General features: G+C 70.4%; 16 protein-coding genes. 10 read left to right on the forward strand and 6 right to left on the reverse strand.

All coding sequences use genetic code 11. The features are described 5' to 3' along the window. Positions 1–182 precede the first annotated feature (182 nt). Positions 183–896, reverse strand: coding sequence for a hypothetical protein (locus ABD093_RS14295; RefSeq protein WP_343925378.1), 714 nt, complete (start codon positions 894–896; stop codon positions 183–185). A gap of 14 nt (positions 897–910) precedes the next feature. Then, positions 911–1,186, reverse strand: coding sequence for a hypothetical protein (locus tag ABD093_RS14300; RefSeq protein ID WP_193117801.1), 276 nt, complete (start codon positions 1,184–1,186; stop codon positions 911–913). A gap of 198 nt (positions 1,187–1,384) precedes the next feature. Between ABD093_RS14300 and sucC the strand changes: the two genes are divergently transcribed. From sucC to ABD093_RS14325, 5 genes are all read left to right on the forward strand, one after another. Then, a complete protein-coding gene (gene sucC / locus ABD093_RS14305; RefSeq protein WP_343925380.1) occupies positions 1,385–2,554 on the forward strand; it encodes an ADP-forming succinate--CoA ligase subunit beta in 1,170 nt (389 codons plus the stop codon). Between the two features lie 12 nt (positions 2,555–2,566). Next, complete coding sequence (gene sucD, locus ABD093_RS14310; protein WP_343925382.1) at positions 2,567–3,457, forward strand: succinate--CoA ligase subunit alpha; 891 nt, start codon at positions 2,567–2,569, stop codon at positions 3,455–3,457. 172 nt (positions 3,458–3,629) lie between these two features. Then, positions 3,630–4,349, forward strand: a complete 720-nt coding sequence (locus tag ABD093_RS14315) for a metal-dependent transcriptional regulator (RefSeq protein WP_193117804.1) — start codon at positions 3,630–3,632, stop codon at positions 4,347–4,349. Between the two features lie 189 nt (positions 4,350–4,538). Continuing rightward, positions 4,539–5,633, forward strand: coding sequence for a C40 family peptidase (locus tag ABD093_RS14320; RefSeq protein WP_319021585.1), 1,095 nt, complete (start codon positions 4,539–4,541; stop codon positions 5,631–5,633). Between the two features lie 107 nt (positions 5,634–5,740). After that, positions 5,741–6,562: a hypothetical protein gene (locus tag ABD093_RS14325; protein WP_343925385.1), complete on the forward strand. Its 822-nt coding sequence runs from the start codon at positions 5,741–5,743 to the stop codon at positions 6,560–6,562. Between the two features lie 170 nt (positions 6,563–6,732). Here ABD093_RS14325 and ABD093_RS14330 read toward each other — a convergent pair whose 3' ends face one another. Genes ABD093_RS14330 through ABD093_RS14340 form a run of 3 tightly spaced genes read right to left on the reverse strand, consistent with a single transcriptional unit; the run spans position 6,733 to position 11,093 of the window. Next, complete coding sequence (locus ABD093_RS14330; protein ID WP_193117806.1) at positions 6,733–7,608, reverse strand: HAD hydrolase family protein; 876 nt, start codon at positions 7,606–7,608, stop codon at positions 6,733–6,735. 60 nt (positions 7,609–7,668) lie between these two features. Then, complete coding sequence (locus ABD093_RS14335; RefSeq protein ID WP_343925387.1) at positions 7,669–8,679, reverse strand: putative RNA methyltransferase; 1,011 nt, start codon at positions 8,677–8,679, stop codon at positions 7,669–7,671. A 29-nt stretch (positions 8,680–8,708) separates the two neighbouring features. Beyond that, positions 8,709–11,093, reverse strand: a complete 2,385-nt coding sequence (locus ABD093_RS14340; RefSeq protein ID WP_193117807.1) for an ATP-binding cassette domain-containing protein — start codon at positions 11,091–11,093, stop codon at positions 8,709–8,711. A 199-nt stretch (positions 11,094–11,292) separates the two neighbouring features. On the opposite strand from ABD093_RS14340, the gene ABD093_RS14345 reads away from it, so the two are divergent. Further along, entirely contained in the window at positions 11,293–12,105 is an 813-nt protein-coding gene (locus ABD093_RS14345) for a MerR family transcriptional regulator (RefSeq protein ID WP_193117808.1), read from the forward strand. A 9-nt stretch (positions 12,106–12,114) separates the two neighbouring features. Further along, a complete protein-coding gene (locus ABD093_RS14350) occupies positions 12,115–13,542 on the forward strand; it encodes a mycothione reductase (protein WP_193117809.1) in 1,428 nt (475 codons plus the stop codon). A 77-nt stretch (positions 13,543–13,619) separates the two neighbouring features. Here the strand turns inward: ABD093_RS14350 and ABD093_RS14355 are convergent, their stop codons facing one another. Continuing rightward, positions 13,620–15,932 (reverse strand): LCP family protein, encoded by a 2,313-nt coding sequence (locus tag ABD093_RS14355; RefSeq protein ID WP_343925390.1) that lies wholly within the window; start codon positions 15,930–15,932, stop codon positions 13,620–13,622. Positions 15,933–16,134: 202 nt separating this feature from the next. On the opposite strand from ABD093_RS14355, the gene ABD093_RS14360 reads away from it, so the two are divergent. The 3 genes from ABD093_RS14360 (at position 16,135) to galE (ending at position 19,098) form a co-directional block, all read left to right on the forward strand. Then, positions 16,135–16,371 (forward strand): hypothetical protein, encoded by a 237-nt coding sequence (locus ABD093_RS14360; RefSeq protein ID WP_226850291.1) that lies wholly within the window; start codon positions 16,135–16,137, stop codon positions 16,369–16,371. Positions 16,372–16,522: 151 nt separating this feature from the next. Then, a complete protein-coding gene (locus tag ABD093_RS14365; protein ID WP_193117810.1) occupies positions 16,523–17,992 on the forward strand; it encodes a GuaB1 family IMP dehydrogenase-related protein in 1,470 nt (489 codons plus the stop codon). 107 nt (positions 17,993–18,099) lie between these two features. After that, the gene (gene galE / locus ABD093_RS14370; RefSeq protein WP_193117811.1) at positions 18,100–19,098 is read left to right on the forward strand and encodes a UDP-glucose 4-epimerase GalE; all 999 of its coding nucleotides are present in this window, start codon (positions 18,100–18,102) and stop codon (positions 19,096–19,098) included. Positions 19,099–19,108 lie beyond the last annotated feature (10 nt).

Here is a 19,108-nt window from a genome sequence, read left to right on the forward strand (position 1 = left end):
TCGGCGATGCCATGCGCTGCGTCCCGTCGCAGGCCGCTGGGGCCGCGATGTCACGGAGGGGAGAGAGGAATCAGGCACCCGTTCAGGCTACGACGAGGTGGAGGTCCGCAGCAGGGCCGAGGTCCCGGCGACATGACGCGGGCACGGGATGTCCGCAGGGCAGAGCGCCCCGTGTCCGGCCGTCAGCGGGGCAGCCGCTCCTCGGGCAGGTCCGGGTCCTCGAGATCGTCTGCCGCAGAGTGCTGCCGGTCCCGGGCGAACTGGGCGTAGAGGCCGCTCGCCAGAGCGATCAGCACGATGATGCCCACGACGATGAGGACGGCGCTGAAGGGGATCGGCAGGCCAGCCGCGTACAGGACGCCCCAGATGACGAGCAGCGAACCGCCGATGAGCAGGGCGTCGCGGACGGCGCGCGCGATACGGCCGCCGACGCCGGCCTTCTTGGCGCGGGCGCCGGCACGCTCGGCGGTGCGGCTGGCGACGACGGCGTAGATCTTGGCCTCGTCGCGGAAGGATCGGGTGGGGGTCTCGGTCCGAGGTGCGGGACGAGGCGCGGACGGGGAGGACGAGCGCGTCGCCGTCGACGGCTGGCGACGCTCCTCGTCGCGTGGCCGGTCATCGGCTCGGGAACGGTGGTCACCGAGACCGTCGTCCCGGGGCCGGTCGTCGCGAGATCGATCATCAGGAGACCGGTCATCACGGTGCCGGTCGTCGGCCCGTCGTGCGGCGGGCTGTAACGTGTCGTCGCTGCTGCGCCCCTGATCCAGAGCCCTGCTCGCGGCCCGGGCATAGCCGCCGGCGCGGGATGTGGCCCGCTGCGCGGCCTCCCGCGCACCGGGGGCCTGCTTCTTCGCGGTGTTCCGAGCGGCCTTCGCGTAGGTCTTCCAATCGGCCATGGCGTCTCCTCGCCTCAGCGGTCGTCGCGCGGACGATCGTCCTCGCGCCAACGTATGTCCCCGCCGCCTCGCGGAGCGGCCTGCGGGCGGGAGCTGCGAGCACGCCGGTCGTTGTAGTACGACAGACCCACGTTCAGAGCCAGGGTGATCCCGACCGACAGCATGAAGCCGGCGAACGTGGATCGCACCCCGAGCAGACGCAGCACGATGAACAGCACCCCGATCGCGATGACGCTGAAACCAATGTGCTCACGCACTCGCGTGGCCAGGCTGCGGGATCGTCGGTTCATCCCGACATCCTATCCGTGTGAGCTGAACAACCCGTGGGATGTCGCATCGCCCCGGTCTGCGACGTGAGACAGCGCGCACCCGGGTCGCCAGGTGACGACAACGGTGGCGGACGGGATACCCTGACTGCGTTCCCAGGGGTGGCATCGTGGCCGCAACGGCCTGCCGCCCTCTGCCGATATCGAGAGGAATGCAACCCCGTGGACCTGTATGAGTACCAGGCCCGCGATCTCTTCGAGAAGCACGGCGTGCCCGTGCTCGGAGGAGTCGTCGCGGAGGACCCTGCCACTGCCAAGGCCGGAGCCGAGAAGCTCGGCACCCCGGTCGTCGTCGTCAAGGCCCAGGTGAAGACCGGTGGCCGCGGCAAGGCCGGTGGCGTGAAGATCGCCAAGTCCCCTGAGGAGGCGGAGCAGAAGGCCTCCGAGATCCTCGGCATGGACATCAAGGGCCACACTGTGCATCGCGTCATGGTCGCCGCCGGCGCCGACATCGCCGAGGAGTACTACTTCTCGCTGCTGCTGGACCGGGCCAACCGCAACTACCTGGCCATGTGCTCGGTCGAGGGCGGCATGGAGATCGAGCAGCTCGCCGTCGAGCGCCCCGAGGCGCTCGCCCGCGTGGCTGTCGACCCCAACGTCGGGATCGACGAGGCCAAGGCGAAGGAGATCGTCGACGCGGCGAAGTTCGACGCCGAGACCGGTGCGAAGGTCGCCCCCGTGCTGCAGAAGCTCTGGGACGTCTACCGCGAGGAGGACGCCTCCCTGGTCGAGGTCAACCCGCTGGTCAAGACCGGCGCCGGAGACATCGTCGCGCTGGACGGCAAGATCACGATCGACGAGAACGCCGGTTTCCGTCACGAGGACCACGCGGCCCTCGTGGACACCGCCTCCGAGGACCCGCTGGAGACCAAGGCGAAGGCCCTGGACCTCAACTACGTGAAGCTCGACGGCGAGGTCGGCATCATCGGCAACGGCGCGGGACTGGTCATGTCCACGCTCGACGTCGTCGCCTACGCCGGTGAGTCGCACGGCGTGAAGCCCGCCAACTTCCTGGACATCGGTGGTGGCGCCTCGGCCGAGGTGATGGCCAACGGCCTCGACGTGATCCTCGGCGACGAGCAGGTCGCCGCAGTGTTCGTGAACGTCTTCGGCGGAATCACCGCATGCGATGCGGTCGCCAACGGCATCGTCGGCGCGCTGAAGAAGCTCGGCGACTCCGCGACCAAGCCGCTCGTGGTCCGTCTCGACGGCAACAACGTCGAGGAGGGTCGCAAGATCCTCGCCGACTTCGCCCACCCCCTCGTCACCCAGGCCGACACCATGGACGGCGGCGCCGCGAAGGTTGCCGAGCTCGCCGCCGCAGGAAAGTGAGCAGGACCCGACATGTCTATCTTTCTCGATGAGAACAGCAAGGTCATCGTCCAGGGCATGACGGGCTCGGAGGGCATGAAGCACTCCCAGCGCATGCTCGACTCCGGCACCGCCATCGTGGGCGGCGTGAACCCCCGCAAGGCCGGCCAGTCGGTCTCCTTCGAGGGTGGCACCGACGTGCCCGTCTTCGGCTCTGTCAAGGAGGCCATGGAGGCCACCGGCGCGAACGTCTCGGTGGTCTTCGTGCCGCCGAAGTTCGCCAAGGATGCCGCCCTCGAGGCCATCGACGCCGCGATCGAGCTCCTGGTGATCATCACCGAGGGCATCCCGGTCAAGGATGCCGCGGAGTTCTTCAACTACGCGCAGTCCACGGGCACGACCCGCATCATCGGGCCGAACTGCCCGGGCGTCATCACCCCCGGTGTCTCGAACGCGGGCATCACTCCGTCGAACATCACGGGCACCGGCAAGCTGGGCCTGGTCTCCAAGTCCGGCACGCTGACCTACCAGATGATGTACGAGCTGGCCGACATCGGCTTCACCACGGCCATCGGCATCGGTGGCGACCCGGTCATCGGCACCACGCACATCGATGCGCTCGAGGCGTTCGAGAACGACCCCGAGACCGTCGGCGTCGTGATGATCGGCGAGATCGGCGGCGACGCCGAGGAGCGTGCAGCGGCGTACATCAAGGAGAACATGACGAAGCCGGTCGTCGGCTACGTCGCGGGCTTCACCGCTCCCGAGGGCAAGACCATGGGCCACGCCGGCGCCATCGTCTCCGGCTCCGCGGGCACCGCGCAGGCGAAGAAGGAGGCCCTCGAGGCCGCCGGCGTCAAGGTCGGCAAGACGCCGACCGAGACCGCCGACCTGATGCGCGAGATCGTCAAGGGTCTGGCCTGAGGGTCCGCCCCCTGGACGATGTCGGCTGAGACCGTCGCGTCCGCCACCAGAGCCTGAGCGCAGGGCTCGATCGCAGTGCCCCGGATCCTCCCCAGGATCCGGGGCACTGCGCATTCCACCCCGCAGACTAAGCTGGTGGGAGTCTGCCGTACGCCTACGAAGGAGGGGACCCGTGAGTGGAGATCTCATCGACACCACCGAGATGTATCTGAAGACGGTGTTCGAGCTCCATGAGGCGGGGATCGCGCCGATGCGGGCCCGGATCGCCGAGCGGCTCGGCCACTCCGGTCCCACGGTGTCCCAGACGGTGGCCCGCATGGAGCGCGACGGGCTGCTCCACCTCGACGGCCAGCGCCGCATCCGGCTCACCGCGGAGGGCACCGACGTCGCGACCGATGTGATGCGCAAGCACCGATTGGCCGAGCGGCATCTGCTGGACGTGATCGGGCTCGACTACGCCCTGGTCCATGAGGAGGCCTGCCGGTGGGAGCACGTGATGAGCCTCGAGGTGGAGCGCCGGCTCGCGGAGAAGCTCGAGCCTCCTTATGTCGACCCGTACGGGAACCCGATCCCCGGTCTCGCTGCGCTCGGCATCACCGAGACGCAGGACACCCTGGACGGTAAAGACCCTGTCAATCCTCCCCGCGAGCTGCTCGAGTCCGTGGCTGACGGGGAGACGATCGAGGTGACCCTGCGCCAGATCGGTGAACGGGTGCAGAGCGACGTCGAGCTCCTCGGTGAACTTGCACGTCACGGCGTGATTCCGGGAGCTCAGATCCACGCCGAGCGCCTCGCGGCGACCGTGGTGCTGCGGGGCCCGTCCGGAGGCGAGGTGGCCGTCTCCGAGATCGTGGCAGGTCAGCTCCGCGTGACACCGATCCAGGCCGGGTAAAGGGCGCGTCAAGCTCTTCCCCAGACCTTTCTGTCGAGCTGACCGGGACGCCGGGTGCCCCCTAGTCTCATAGGCGTGCCGAGGCGTCCGAGCCGCGGCATTCCTCCTGGAGAGCCCCACCGCGCACCAGGTTCGGAGTGGGACGCTGCTGAGCGCGGGGGCATCTGCCCAGGGGCTGGGAGCCGAAACGTGTCGAACACTGTGAACAACACCCACCGCCGCAGCATGCGGACGGTGACCCCTGTGGTCCGCGCCGGTCGCGCGACCGCCGGTGCTGCGATGGCCGCCGCGATGCTCTTCGGCGGCGCAGCTGCAGCCACCGCTGAGCCGCAGGCCGAGGCCCCCGCCGCACCGCAGGCCGGCCCCGCCGTCATCGCTCCCGTGGCCGCCCCGGCCGTCGCGATCCCCGTCGCCGGCGTCGCAGCGGACGTGCAGTCCGCCGATGCCGCTGCGGACGTCGAGACCGCGGACTCCACGACCGAGGCCAAGACCGCAGCCCCTTCCTTCGCTCCCGCCGGTGGGTCGATCTCCGTCGAGGTCGGTCCCACGGAAGAGGAGATCGCCGCCGCTGAGGCAGCTGCTGAGGAGGAGCGCGCCGCGGAAGAGGCCGCCCAGGCCGAGGCCGAAGCCGAAGCCGCCGCCGAGGCCGAAGCCGAAGCCGCCGCCGAGGCCGAGGAGCAGGACCAGCAGCAGGCCGAGACCCGCGACGAGGACGACGGCGCCGATCGCTCGAACGAGCGCTCCAGCACGTCGAACGACTCGGACGAGTCCAGCAGCTCTGACGAGTCCACCGAGTCCAGCAGCTCCGACGAGTCCACCGAGTCCAGCAGCTCGAACGACTCCAGCAGCTCGAATGACTCCGACAGCTCCGACCAGTCGAACGACTCGAGCGACAGCTCCTCCGAGCAGAAGAAGGAGGAGAAGTCCGCTCCGGCACCGTCCGCCAGCAAGGGCAGCTCCATCCTCGCCACCGCCCGTTCGGGCATCGGCACGCCGTATGTCTTCGGTGGCACGTCGACGTCGGGCTGGGACTGCTCCGGCTTCGTGCAGTGGGTCTACGCGCAGCACGGCATCGACCTGCCGCGCGGCGCGAACGCCCAGGGCGCATCGGGCACCGTCATCCCGCGCTCCGAGGCCCGCCCCGGCGACCTCGTGTACAAGCCGGGCCACATCGGCATCTACGCCGGCGGCAACAACTTCGTCGATGCCGGGAACTCCCGCGTCGACACCACCGAGCGCAACATCTACTCGGGCAGCTGGACCTTCGTCCGCATCGGCAGCTGACCCGTTCAGCGCTGATCGCGACCCCGTGCCACTGAAGTGGTGCGGGGTCGCTCCCATTCTCGGGCCATGTGCTGGGCGCTCCCATGGCGCACCGGTACCGTGTCGGGGTGTCCTCCGCCCGTGATCTCCTCGCCGCCCTCCTGCTGACCGGAGCCCTGCTCCTGGGTGCCCTCTGGCTCCCGGGGGTCTGGATCGACCGGAACGTCGTCGAGCAGAGCGGCTTCCTCGCCGTCACCGAGCCGCTCGCCGCCGATGAGGCCATCCAACGCGATATCTCCGACAGCGCCGTGGAGACTGTTCTGGACGACGACAGGATCCCCGGCTGGGCCGCGGATCAGCTCGCGCCGCTGATCCAGGACCAGGCCCCGCGGCTCACCGGCACGGAGATGTACGCGACGCTGTGGGACGACACCATGCGGGACCTGCACGAAGGACTGTTCTTCGACGGGGCGAGCGCGCTCGAGGTGGACCTCTCCCCGGTCATCGAGGAGATGCTCAGCGCCGTCGACGGGTCGCTGCCGATCCAGATCCCTCGCCCCGAGAACGCCACCATCACCCTGGCCACGATCCCCGACGTCCCTCTGCTCACGACCTTGCAGCTCGTCGCGCCCTGGTTCTCCTGGGCGGGTCCTGCGGCGCTCGTCCTCGCGGCGCTGGCGCTGCTCATCGCCGCCCATCGGCGGGCCCTGCTCGCGCTGGCCGGCGTGGCCGGGATCATCGCCGGTGCACTCACCTGCCTGCTCGCCGGCGAGATCGACACGCTGGTGCCGAACTCGATCGATCAGGCGGCCTTCCTCGGCCCGATCGTGCAGGCCTTCGAGACGCAGTTCGCGGCCGATGTGATGCCCCAGGGCGTGATCGTCCTCGGCGCCGGCGCACTGGTCGCGACCGTCGGGCTCGTGCTGGTGGGCGTGCATCGCCGGGACTGACGGCGGTCACCATCGCCGAGGAAGCGCGCCGGCAGCGATGCAGGCGCCTGCACCGTCGGCGCTCGGCTCAGCAACGTCCAGCAATTTTCGTGGTCCTGCGGTCCTGCGGTCCTGCGGTCCCGCGTTCCCTCAGCCCCGCGTTCGCTCAGCCGCTCGTTCCCGTGGTCGGGTCAGAGGAGGCCGAGCCGCTGGAACGCCGTGACGACGCCGTGCTCCGAGGGGCCGGGCACCTCGAAGCGGGCGGCCTCGCGGACCTCGTCGCGGGCGCCCTCGATCGAGATCCCGGTCCCGGCCGCACGCAGCATGCCGAGGTCGTTCAGCCCGTCGCCGATCGCGACCGTCGCCGAGACGTCCAGGCCGACGTGCTCGGCCGTGCGGAGCAGCCCGTCGGCCTTGTCGACCGTGCGCAGATGCAGCTCCCCGGAGCTGGTGTCCTCGGTGGTGATCGAGTTGGGCAGGGCGCCGACCTCCGGGCCGATCTCCGCCGCCAGCTGCTCGACGGGCACACGGGACTCCCATAGCGAGATCTTCGCGAAGGAGCAGGCTCCGAGATCCTCGGGGACGCGGACGGCGTCGACGATGTCGCGGGGCCCGTTCCCGATGCCGGCGCGGGAACCGGCACCGGCACCGGGGTCGGCACCGGGCCCGGCCTCGGAGCCGGAACCAGGCGCAGGAGCCTCCACCCGGGCACGGATGCGCTTCGCGGCCGACGCCGAGCACCACAGCGCGTCGGGAGCCTCGAGCGCGAAGGCCACGTCGTGGCGCAGGAGAACCTCGACAGCGCGCCGGCCCAGAGCGGCCGGGAAGCGCTCGTCGTGCAGCACCTCCTCCCCGATCCGGACGTGGCCGCCGGCGGACGAGATCACGCCGTCGAAGAGGGCGGCGACCTCGGGGGCGACGATCGAGGCGGGTCGGCCCGTGCTGAGCAGGATCAGGTGCCCGTTCGCGCGTGCCTCGGCCACCGCCTCGGCATGTTCGGCGGGGGCGACGCCGTGCTGGGCGAAGGTGCCGTCGAAATCGATGAACACGCAGCGGCGGTCGGCCACAGAGGTCTCCTCAGGAACGTCGTGATGCGGAGGGGCCAGCCTAGTCGGTGCCCTGCCGGATCAGAGCCGACGGTGTGCGCTGACCAGCACGGAGATGGTGACCGGGAACACGGCGGAGGCCTGGTCGCCGTGGGGCTCGTCGGGGCGTCCATCGACGCCTCCATCCAGGGCTCCGTCGAGGTCTCCATCAAGTGCTCCGTCGAGGGGCCCGCCGAGAGCCGTGGCCAGTGCTGCGGTCAGGGGTTCCTGCTCCACGTGGCGGGCGCTCGGCGTCATGGCGATCAGGTCGCGGATCCGGGCCTCGTCCACGCTCACGCGGTAGGTCAGCTCCCGCTGGGCAGTGGTGGCGAAGAACGGATCCAGAGCGGCGTGCAGGCGCTCCTCCTTGCGCGGGTCCACGCTCACCATCTGCGGGACGATCTCGCGCAGCTCGGCGAGATGTGCGCCTGTGGGGCGGACGACGACGAGCCGGCCCTGCGGGCGCAGCACCCGGGCGAACTCGGCGGGGTTGCGGGGGGCGAAGACGTCCAGGAGGAGGTCCGCGCTCTCATCGGCCAAGGGGAAGGGGGCGAACACGTCTCCGGTGTACACGGCGGCGCGCTGGTGGGCGCGGGCGGCGAAGCGCAGCGATCTCGCGGAGGTGTCGAAACCGAGGCCGCGGGCGGCGGGGAAGCGGTCCAGCAGCCCGGCGAGGTAGTAGCCCGGCCCGCACCCCGCGTCGAGGATCGTCGGGGCCGGGGCCGGGGCCGACAGGTCGGCCGGTGCAGGGTCCTCACCCAGGGCGGGCACCTCCTGCTGCGCGAGGTCGCCGATCCCGTCGAGGAGCGGCTCGTAGGTCCCGGTGCCCAGGAAGCGGTCGCGCGCGCGGGCCATCTCGTCGTCGTCGCCGCTGACCGCGCCGCCACCGCCCAGCAGCGACACGTAACCGGCGCGGGCGAGGTCGAAGGAGTGCCGGCGGGGACACTGCAGCGCGCGTCCGTCCGCGACCAGAGCACCCTCGCAGGCGGGGCAGCGCAGGACGTCGAGGAGCGAGATCAGAGCGCTCGGAGCGGCAGGAGAAGTGGTGGGCACGCCGTCAGGGTAGCGGGACCTGGACCCTGTCACGCACCCACGTACTGCCGCAGATGGGTGGCCGTGAGCGACGACGCCTCCGCCACCAGCTGCGCCGGGGTGCCCTCGAACACGACCTGGCCGCCGTCAACTCCGGCGCCCGGCCCGAGGTCGATGAGATGGTCGGCATGGGCCATGACCGCCTGATGGTGCTCGATGACGATGACCGTCTTCCCGGAGTCGACGAGACGGTCCAGCAGCGTGAGCAGGTTGCCCACGTCGGCCAGGTGCAGTCCCGTGGTGGGCTCGTCGAGCACGAGGATCCCGCCCGTGTCGCCCATATGGGTGGCGAGCTTGAGCCGCTGGCGCTCCCCACCCGAGAGCGTCGTCATCGGCTGACCGATGGTCAGGTACCCGAGCCCCACCTCGTCCATGTGCCGCAGCAGCTTCGCGGCCGCGGGGACCGCGGATCCCTCGGTGGTGAAGTGCTCCAGGGCCTCCTCGACGGACATCTCGAGCACGTCCGCGATGTTCGCCGTGCCCAGGCGGTACTCGAGCACGGCGGCCTGGAAACGTCGGCCCTCGCACTCCTCGCAGGGGGTCGAGACGGTCTCCATGAAACCCAGCTCCGTGAAGATCACGCCGGCGCCCTTGCAGACCGGGCAGGCGCCCTCGGAGTTGTTCGAGAACAGCGCAGGCTTCACCCCGTTGGCCTTCGCGAAGGCCTTGCGGATCGGCTCCAGGAGGCCCGTGTAGGTCGCGGGGTTGGAGCGTCGGGAGCCGCGGATCGCGCCCTGGTCGACCACGGTCACCTCGACGTCGCGGGGGAGCGAGCCGTGCACGAGCGAGCTCTTGCCGGATCCGGCCACTCCGGTGATCACGGTGAGCACCCCGAGCGGGATGTCGACGTCGACGTCGCGGAGGTTGTGCTGGTCCGCGCCACGGATCGCCAGGGCCCCGGTGCTCTCGCGCGTCTGCTCCTTGAGGGTCACCCGGCGATCGAGGTGGCGTCCGGTCAGGGTGTCCGAGGCGCGCAGTCCGGCCACATCGCCCTCGTACTGGAGCTCGCCGCCATGGGAGCCCGCGCGCGGACCGAGGTCGACGGCGTGGTCCGCGATCGCGATCGTCTCGGGCTTGTGCTCGACCACCAGCACGGTGTTGCCCTTGTCCCGCAGCGCCAGCAGCAGCTGGTTCATCGTGGCGATGTCATGGGGATGGAGCCCGATCGTGGGCTCGTCGAAGACGTAGGTGACGTCGGTCAGCGCGGAGCCGAGGTGCCGGATCATCTTGGTGCGCTGGGACTCGCCGCCGGACAGGGTCCCCGACGGGCGGTCGAGGGAGAGATACCCGAGCCCGATCGTCACGAAGGAGGACAGCAGGGCGGCGAGGTTCGTCAGCAGCGGCGAGACCGTCGGCCCCAGATGTCGCTCGCGCAGCCCCTCGACCCAGGTGGCCAGGTCGGTGATCTGCCAGGCGGTGACGTCCGCGATCGAGACGCCGTCGATCCGGGAGGTGCGCGCATGTTCCGCGAGCCGGGTGCCCTCGCACTCGGGGCAGGTCACGAACTTCACCGCCCGGTCCACGAAGGCCCGGACGTGAGGCTGGAGAGCATCACGGTCCTTGCTGAGGATCGACTTCTGGATCTTCGGGATCAGGCCCTCATAGGTCATGTTCACCCCGTCGATCTTCACCTTCGTGGGCTCCTTGTACAGGAAGTCGTGGAGCTGCCTCGTCGTGAAGGACGCGATGGGCTTGTCGGAGGGGAAGAACCCCGAGGACGCGAAGATCTTCACGTACCAGCCGCCCGCGGCGTAGTTCGGGATCGTGAAGGGGCCTTCGTCCAGCGACAGGCTCTCGTCGTACAGCTCGGCGAGGTCCACGTCGGAGATGTGCCCCATGCCCTCGCAGCGCGGGCACATCCCGCCCACTCGCGAGAAGCTCGTCTTCTCCGCGATCGTCTTCGCTCCCTTCTGCACGGTCATCGCGCCGGCGGCCGTGACGCTGGGGACGTTGAAGGAGTAGGCGCCCGGCCCCCCGACGTGCGGCTCGGCGAGCGTGGAGAACAGGGTGCGCAGGTAGGCGTTGGCATCGGTGACCGTGCCGACGGTGGAGCGCACGTTCGCCCCCATCCGCTCCTGGTCCACGATGATCGCCGTGGTCAGGCCCTGCAGATCGTCCACGTCGGGCCGTGCGAGCGAGGCCATGAACCCTTGGATGAACGAGCTGTAGGTCTCGTTGATCATCCGCTGCGACTCCGCGGCGATGGTGCCGAAGACCAGGGAGCTCTTGCCCGACCCGGAGACGCCGGTGAACACCGTCAGGCGCCGCTTGGGGATGTCCAGCGAGATGCCGCGCAGATTGTTCTCCCGTGCGCCCCGGACTCGGATGACGTCGTGGGCGTCAGCGGGGGCGCTGCGAGGGGTGGCGGTGGTCATCGGTCCTCCGAGGATCGCTGGGTCGACGTTCGCTGGGTCGAGCGTCGCTGGGTCGAGTGTCACTGGGCCCGGGTTCGCTGGGTCCAGGTTCGCTTCCGGTCCGTTCCTGCAGTCCTCGATACTATCGTTGAAAACACCGTGGAGACTTAGCGGGACCCTGACGACCAGTGATGCCGTCGAAGCCCCAAAGGAGGAGTGCATGCGCCCGATCGATCTCGCGCGAGAGCATGGGCTCTCCGCCCAGGCGGTGCGCAACTACGAGGGTGACGGGGCGCTGCCGGAGGCGGGCCGCACGAACTCCGGGTACCGGACGTACACGCCCCGTCATCGAGAGGCGCTGCGCGCCTTCCTCTCGCTGAAACAGGCCATCGGCCACCACCCGGCCCTGGCGATCATGCGGGCCGTCCACCGGGACGATCTGGACGCCGCGCTCGAGGGCGTGGGCAGGGCCCATGAGCAGCTCCTGCGCGATCGCGCCACGCTGGCCGTCGTCGCTCAGGCCGCGCAGGATCTCAGAGCCGCGCAGGATCTCAGAGCCGACGGGGCCGACGGGGCCGACAGAGCCGACGGGGCCAACGGGGCCGACGGGGCTGATGGCGCTGATGGCGTCGACCGAGCCGACGGAGCCGCGGGTGAGGGGAGCGGACGGCAGGGGTCCACGCGTCGCGTGCTCGGCGTCGGAGAGCTCGCCGCTCGGATCGGGGTGTCGCCGGCGACGTTGAGGCATTGGGAGCGCGAGGGGCTGCTGTTCCCCGGACGGGTGAGCGCCAGCGCACCCCGGCTCTACGGCCCGCAGCAGGTACGCGACGCCGAGCTGGTGCATCTGCTGCGCCGGGGCGGGCACGGGCTGGGGGATATCGCCGTCGTGCTGGAGCAGATGCGCGGAGGCGCGGGTGACTCGTCCCTCCACGACGCGCTCTCGACCTCCCGTGCGCGGGTCGCGGCCCGTGGCCTGGCGCTGCTGCGGGCGTCCTCGGCACTGGCCGCCTACATCGACCTGGAGGAGGGCTAGCCTGGGACGGTGACCGACACTACGCATTACGACATCGCCCTGATCGGCTCCGGCTCCTCGAACTCGTTCCCGGGTCCCGACCTCTCCGACCGCAGCATCGTGCAGATCGACCGAGGTGTGGGCCCGGACCACGTCTTCGGCGGCACCTGCCTGAACCTCGGGTGCATCCCCACCAAGATGTTCGTGCACACCGCGAACCTCGCCGCGACGCCGGCCGAGTCCGGCCGCTTCGGCCTCACCTCGACGCTGCAGGGCGTGGACTGGCCGGCCATCCGAGACCGCATCTTCGGGCGCATCGACCCGATCGTCCACGGCGGCGAGGAGTACCGCCGGGATCACGAGGACAACGCCAATCTCACGCTGGTGCGCGGCACCGCCACCTTCACCGGGGCGAAGACGCTGCGCGTGCTCGACGCCGACGGCGGCGAGCGGATGATCACCGCCGACACGATCGTGCTCGGAGCAGGTTCGCGGCCCGTGCTCCCGCCCATCGACGGACTGGCCGACGCCGCCCCGCACACCTCGGACACGATCATGCGGATCGACCAGCTCCCGGCGTCCCTCGCCATCCTCGGCTCCGGCGTGATCGCCGTGGAGATGGCGCACGTGTTCGCCTCCCTCGGGGTCGAGGTCACGCTGATCGCCCGCTCCGAGCGAGTGCTGAGAACGGCCGACGCCGACATCTCGGCCCGCCTCACCGAGATCCTCGGCGAGCGCCTCCACCTGGAGACCGGATTCAGCACCACGTCCGTGCGTCGCACGGCGGCCGGGGTGGAGCTGCGCGGCCGCCGCGACGGCGCGGACGCGGTGCTGGAGGCCGAGGAGCTGCTGGTGGCCGTCGGCCGACGACCCAACTCCGACCTGCTGGACGTCGAGGCCGCCGGCATCGACACCACCGAGGACGGCCGTGTGGTGGTCGACGAGTACCAGCGGGTGCAGAGCGGGGGGGAGGTGCTCGAGGGCATCTGGTCGCTCGGGGATCTCTCCAGCGCGCATCAGCTCAAGCATGTCGCGAACCATGAGCAGCGGATCGTGCGGCACAACGTCCTGCACCCGGAGGCGCTGCGCCGGTCCGACACCATGCCGATCCCCAGCGGCGTTTTCACCCACCCGCAGGTGGCGTGGGTGGGCATGGACGAGGCCGCGGCCCGCGAGAGCGGCCGGGAGGTGAAGGTCGCCGTCCAGGAGTACGCCTCGATCGCGTACGGCTGGGCGATGGAGGACACCACCGGGTTCGCGAAGATCATCGTGGATGCGGAGACGACCGAGATCCTCGGCGCCCACATCATCGGCCCCGAGGCCACCACGCTGATCCAGCTGCTGATCCAGGCGATGAGCACCGGGCAGACCGCCCGCGACATCGCGACCACGCAGTACTGGATCCATCCGGCGATGCCGGAGCTGGTCGAGAACGCCCTGCTGCAGCTGCTGGACTGACGCGAACGAGAACGGGGCCGGATCTGCGTGAGCAGATCCGGCCCCGTTCTCATCTGGGCGCTACGAGTCGCGGAGCCTCAGCCCTGCTCAGCGCCGGGGAGGCAGGACTTCAGAGGATCGTGGTCGATCTCCGGAGCCTTGCTCTTCTCCGGTGCGGTGGTGGCCTCCGCGGACTCCTCCGTGGTCTCGGCGTCGTCCGTGGTCGGAGTGTCCTCCGTGGCGGACTCCGACGGGTCCTCCTCGCCCTCGGCCGGGGGCGGGGCCCCGGTATCGGCGGGCTCGTTCGAGCCGGGCTCGGTCTCGCCGAGCACGGAATCCGGCGAGTCGTCCTTCATGGAGTCCTCGATCGAGGCGGCAGTCCATTCCTTGAGGTAGTCCCAGTCCGGGTTGCCGGAGGGCGTCACATCCTGCGTGATCGGGTACGACGTGAAGCCGCCGTCCTTGACGCGCAGGGCGAGGTCCACGAAGGCGTTGAGGTTCGCGACCGGGATATCGGTCTGGATGTTCTCCTCGGTGGCGGTCACCAGGCCCGGGATCGACATGGCCAGCGTCGTGGGATCCGATTCCTCGGTCACGGCGCGCACCATGCGCTGCTGCCGGCACATGCGGTTGAAGTCGTTGGAGCCCTCGCGGGAGCGGGCGTACCACAGCGCATGGAACCCATCGAGCTTCTGCTGCCCGGCCTCGATATGACCGGTGACCGGGTACTTCCCGCCCGTGGCCTGATTGACGCCGCCGCCGATGGGGATGCGTCGCTCCACGACGAGATCGACCCCGCCGATGGCGTTGACGAGGTCCTCGAAGCCCTGGAGGTTGACCATCGCGTAGTAGTCGCTCTCCAGGCCGAGGGTCTCCTCGACGGCCCAGGTCGTCGCGGTCAGTCCGGGGTTGGAGTCGCCCGGGAAGAGATCCGGGTGATCCTCTGCCCAGGTCCACACCGCATTGATGAGGTCCTGGTTCCTGCCGAAGTAGTCGAATCCGTCCGGGAACTCCTCCGCCGCCGGCGTGCCCTCGGGGAAGTGGACCTTCTCGAGGTTCCGCGGGATGGAGAACAGGGCGGTCTGCCCGCTGGACGTGTCGATCGACGCCATCATGATCGTGTCCGGACGGGTACCGGTGCGGTCCACGCCGGAGTCCTGGCCGAGCAGCAGGATGTTCACGCGCTCCGTGTTCGCCCACGGATCCTTGCCCTCGACGAAGGGATGTTCACGGCCGTCGCCGCCCGCGAACACCGATTCCGAGCCGAGCAGTCCCTGAGCGGCCCAGAGCGACTGGAAACCACGGCCGAACGGCATCGCCACCGCCACCACCATCAGCGCGGCCAGGGCCAGGGCCAGATAGCGCTTGGCCCCCTCGAGCCGCTGCAGCTTGGTGTGCGCGAGGTTCGCGAGCACGATCTGCACCGCCCATACCAGCCCGACCAGGCCGATCGTGGCCGTGATGGCGATCAGCACGGAGCGATGGGTCAGCAGCATCATGCCGGTGCGCAGCGGGTCGCCGATCACGAGGAACGCCGCCACGAGGACCACGGCCAGGCCGAGGAGCGCCAGCAGGATCCAGCCGAGCCGTCGGCGGTGGGTGGTGATCAGCCCGGAGCCGGGGAGGATCGTCGTCAGGACGGTCCACAGCGCGACCTTGGGCAGTGATCCGTCGTCGCCGGAGCCCTTCGGGTCGTGGCCGTCGTGATCGGGCTTGTCGTCGTCTGGTCCTGCTGGGGGAGTTCCGCCGCCGTCGGAGCCCGAGGAGCCTGCGGCACCTGCGGCACCTGCGGCACCTGCGGCACCTGCGGGAGCGCCGGAGCCTGCGCGGCCGTCGTCGACCCCGGTGGGGGTACGGCCGTCACGGGCGGAGCCGGTGAGCTCTTCGCTGGTGCTTCCGGTGTCTGTGTCTGCGTCCGTGTCTGCAGCGCTCTCTGCGCCGGCCGCCTCGGGTGCACCGGTGCCTCCGGCCGCTCCGAGTGCACCGACGCCGACGGCCGCAGCGGCCACCGGTGCTCGCCGTTCCTCGGTGCCGCTCGTGGTCTCCGTTGCGTCGGACGCGGCGGCTTCGGGGGCCTCCGTCGAACGGTCAGGCTCTGTCGTCGTCGTCGGGCGCGCGCGACGAGCGCCCGACGGGAACGTGCGGGCCTCGGAGAAGGAGTACGAGCGATCCGCCGGGGCCGCAGGGCTCGCGGTGCTCGCAGGATCGGACGACGCAGTGTTCTGGGCGTCCTGCTCGGCTGGAGCCGACGTCTGGGTGCTCCAGGCGTCGTGGTGCGCGGCGTCGTCGTCGGAGGACGGATCCTGCGCACGTGCTGCGTCGGAGGGCTCCTCGGGGAGCTGGAACGCGGCACGGCGGCCGCGCGGGCGCCGCGGCGGTCGGTCGATCGGTGCGGCAGAGGCCGACGGCACGACAGGGCTCTCGGGACCAGTCGACCCGCCCGGAACTGCGGGAGCGCCCGGTTCAGAAGGGGCACCAGGCCGTGCTGAGTCCCCAGACCCCGAGGGCGCAGGAGATGCGTCAGGCGCAGCGGGCGTCCTGGAGGCTGAGGGCGCAGGCGTCGTGGCGGCCGCGGCGTTCGTGGCCGGGGGCGGGACCGCCGGCAGGGGAGTGGTGGCGGGTTCCGCCCCGGTGGGGGGCCCGGACCGCTCCGGGGTGCTCGATGCCGGGGAAGAGCCGGGCACCGGCGCGTCGCTCGCGGCGGACTCCGAGGGCTCTGCCGATGGTGCCGAGGGCGCGCCGCCCGGCCACATGCGCTTCGGGCTCGCGGCACCGAACGCGCTCTCGCGGTTCCTGCGCGCTTCGTCTGGCGGCATGGGCGTGGACTCGACGCGTCGGACCGGCTCCTGATGTCTGCCGGATCGACGGCGTCGTCGCCGAGAGGCCGAGGAAGGATCCGTCATATGCTCCATTCTAGATTCTCGAGGACGAATCGTCCCCCATGCGCCTGTGAGAACCTCGTGGAGGTCGATCCGCCGCCGGAGATCCGTAGCATGGACCCATGCGCCTGATTCACACTCCGTCGACGGACCTCACCTACGACGACTGCTTCTTCCTTCCCGCACGCTCCGCGATCACCTCCCGATTCGATGTCGACCTCGGCAGCGATGACGGCACGGGAACCACGATCCCGCTGATCGCCGCGAACATGACGGCCGTCTCCGGCCGACGCATGGCCGAGGTCATGGCCCGGCGCGGAGGCCTCGCCGTCCTGCCCCAGGACCTCTCCCCGGAACGTCTGGACTCGATCATCCGGTCCGTGAAGCAGCGGGACCACGTCGTGGACCATCCGCTGACGCTCACCGTGGACGGCACCCTCGGCCAGGCCGCGGACCTGCTGCCCAAGCGGCCCCACGGCATCGTCGTGGTGATCGACGACCAGCGCCGCCCGCTGGGCACGATCTCTGCTGAGGAGATCGCCGGACGCGACTCCTTCTCCGCCGTCGGCGACGTGGTGAGCACCGATGTGCCCGTCCTGCGCCCGGCGGATCTGCAGGTCACCCCTGCGGAGCTGCACGCCCGCATCGCCGCCACCCACCACGAAGCCGCGATCGTCGTCGACGACGAGGCCGAGGGCGGCGCGCTGCGGGGCGTCCTCACCGCCACCGGCGTGCTGCGCTCGACCATCTACCGTCCCGCGGTCGACGCGGACGGCGGCCTGCGGATCGCGGTCGCGGTCGGCATCAACGCCGATGTCGCGGCGAGGGTGGGGGAGCTGGTCGAGGCGGGAGCCGATGTGATCGTGCTCGACACCGCCCATGGCCACCAGGACAAGATGCTCGAGGCGCTGCGCATCGCGCGCGGCGTGATCGGGGACCGCGCGTCGACGTCGGTGCGGCTGGTCGCGGGGAACATCGTCACGGCGGAGGGCACCCGTGAGCTCATCGAGGCCGGAGCCGACATCGTCAAGGTCGGCGTGGGACCGGGCGCCATGTGCACCACCCGCATGATGACGGGCGTCGGCCGCCCGCAGTTCTCCGCTGTTCTCGAGTGCGCCGCCGAAGCGCGCCGGCTGGGTGGGCACGTGTGGGCCGACGGTGGGGTGCGCCATCCCCGCGACGTCGCGCTCGCGCTCGCCGCCGGCGCCTCCAACGTCATGATCGGCTCCTGGTTCGCGGGGACCTACGAGTCCCCGGGGCAGATGCGCACGGACGAGAACGGGCGGCGCTACAAGGAGAACTTCGGCATGGCCTCCAAGCGCGCCGTCTCGCATCGCACGGCCCACGAGGACGCCTTCGCGCGTGCCCGCAAGGGCCTCTTCGAGGAGGGCATCTCCACGTCCCGCATGTTCCTCGCCGAGGGCAAGGGCGGCGTCGAGGATCTGCTCGACGAGATCACGGCCGGCGTGCGGTCCTCCTACACCTACGCCGGGGCGAACAGCACGCCGGAGTTCCGCGAGCGGGCCGTCATCGGTCTGCAGGGCGCGGCGGGCTACGCCGAGGGCCGGCCCGTGTCCAGCTCCTGGAGCTGAGAAGCGCTGATCCCTCCCGGAACCGCCGCGTTCGCGGACCTCGGCCAGCGGCCGCTGTCCGCGGGCGTGGCGGTTCCGATCAGCGCAGGCCCGGTAAGATTCCTGCCATGACAACTCTCGTGATCGGTGGCGCTGGATACATCGGGTCGCACGTGGTGCGACTCCTCGTGGAGCAGGGGCAGAAGGTGGTCGTGGTCGACAACCTCTCCACCGGGATCCTGGATCGCACCAAGGGCGCCGAGCTGGTCGAGCTCGACATCACCGAGTCCGGCGCGAGCGAGAAGCTCGCCGACCACCTGCGGGCGTCCGGAGCCGATTCGGTGATCCATTTCGCCGCGCACAAGCAGGTCGGTGAGTCCGTCGCGAACCCCGAGATGTACTGGCACGACAACATCGGTGGACTGGCCAACGTGCTGGCCGCCTGCGCGAGCGCCGAGGTGCGCGACGTGGTCTTCTCCTCGTCGGCAGCCGTCTACGGGGTGCCCGATGTGGATCTCGTGACCGAGGACCTCACGCCGCAGCCGATCAACCCCTACGGCGCGACCAAGTACGTCGGCGAGTGGATGCTGGCCGACTCCGAGCGTGCCCACGACATGCGCACCGTGGCCCTGCGCTACTTCAACGTGGCCGGTGCCGGCTGGCCCGAGCTCGCGGACACCGCCGTGATGAACCTCGTGCCGATCGTGCTGGACCGCCTCGAGCAGGGCAAGGCCCCTGTCGTCTTCGGGGACGACTACGACACCCCCGACGGCACGTGCATCCGTGACTACGTCCACGTGCTCGACCTCGCCCATGCGCACATCGCGGCGTTGGACTACCTGCGTGGCGAGGATCGCCCGCATCGTGTGTTCAACGTCGGCACCGGCGAGGGCTCGAGCGTGCTCGAGGTGATCGAGGCGATCGCCCGCGCCAAGGGGATCGAGATCGTCCCTGAGCTCGGGAGGCGGCGCCCCGGCGACCCGGCCCGCCTGATCTGCTCCGGTGACCGCATCGCCCAGCAGCTCGGGTGGAAGTCCGAGCACGGCCTGGACGACATCGTCCGCTCCGCCGTCGAGGCCCGCTCGCAGAGCATCGCCCCCGACGTCGAGGCCTACCCCGAGGCCTGATCGGGCCGAG

It is taken from the genome of Brachybacterium tyrofermentans (genome assembly GCF_039526165.1).
In the GTDB taxonomy this organism is placed as follows: Bacteria; Actinomycetota; Actinomycetes; order Actinomycetales; family Dermabacteraceae; genus Brachybacterium; species Brachybacterium tyrofermentans.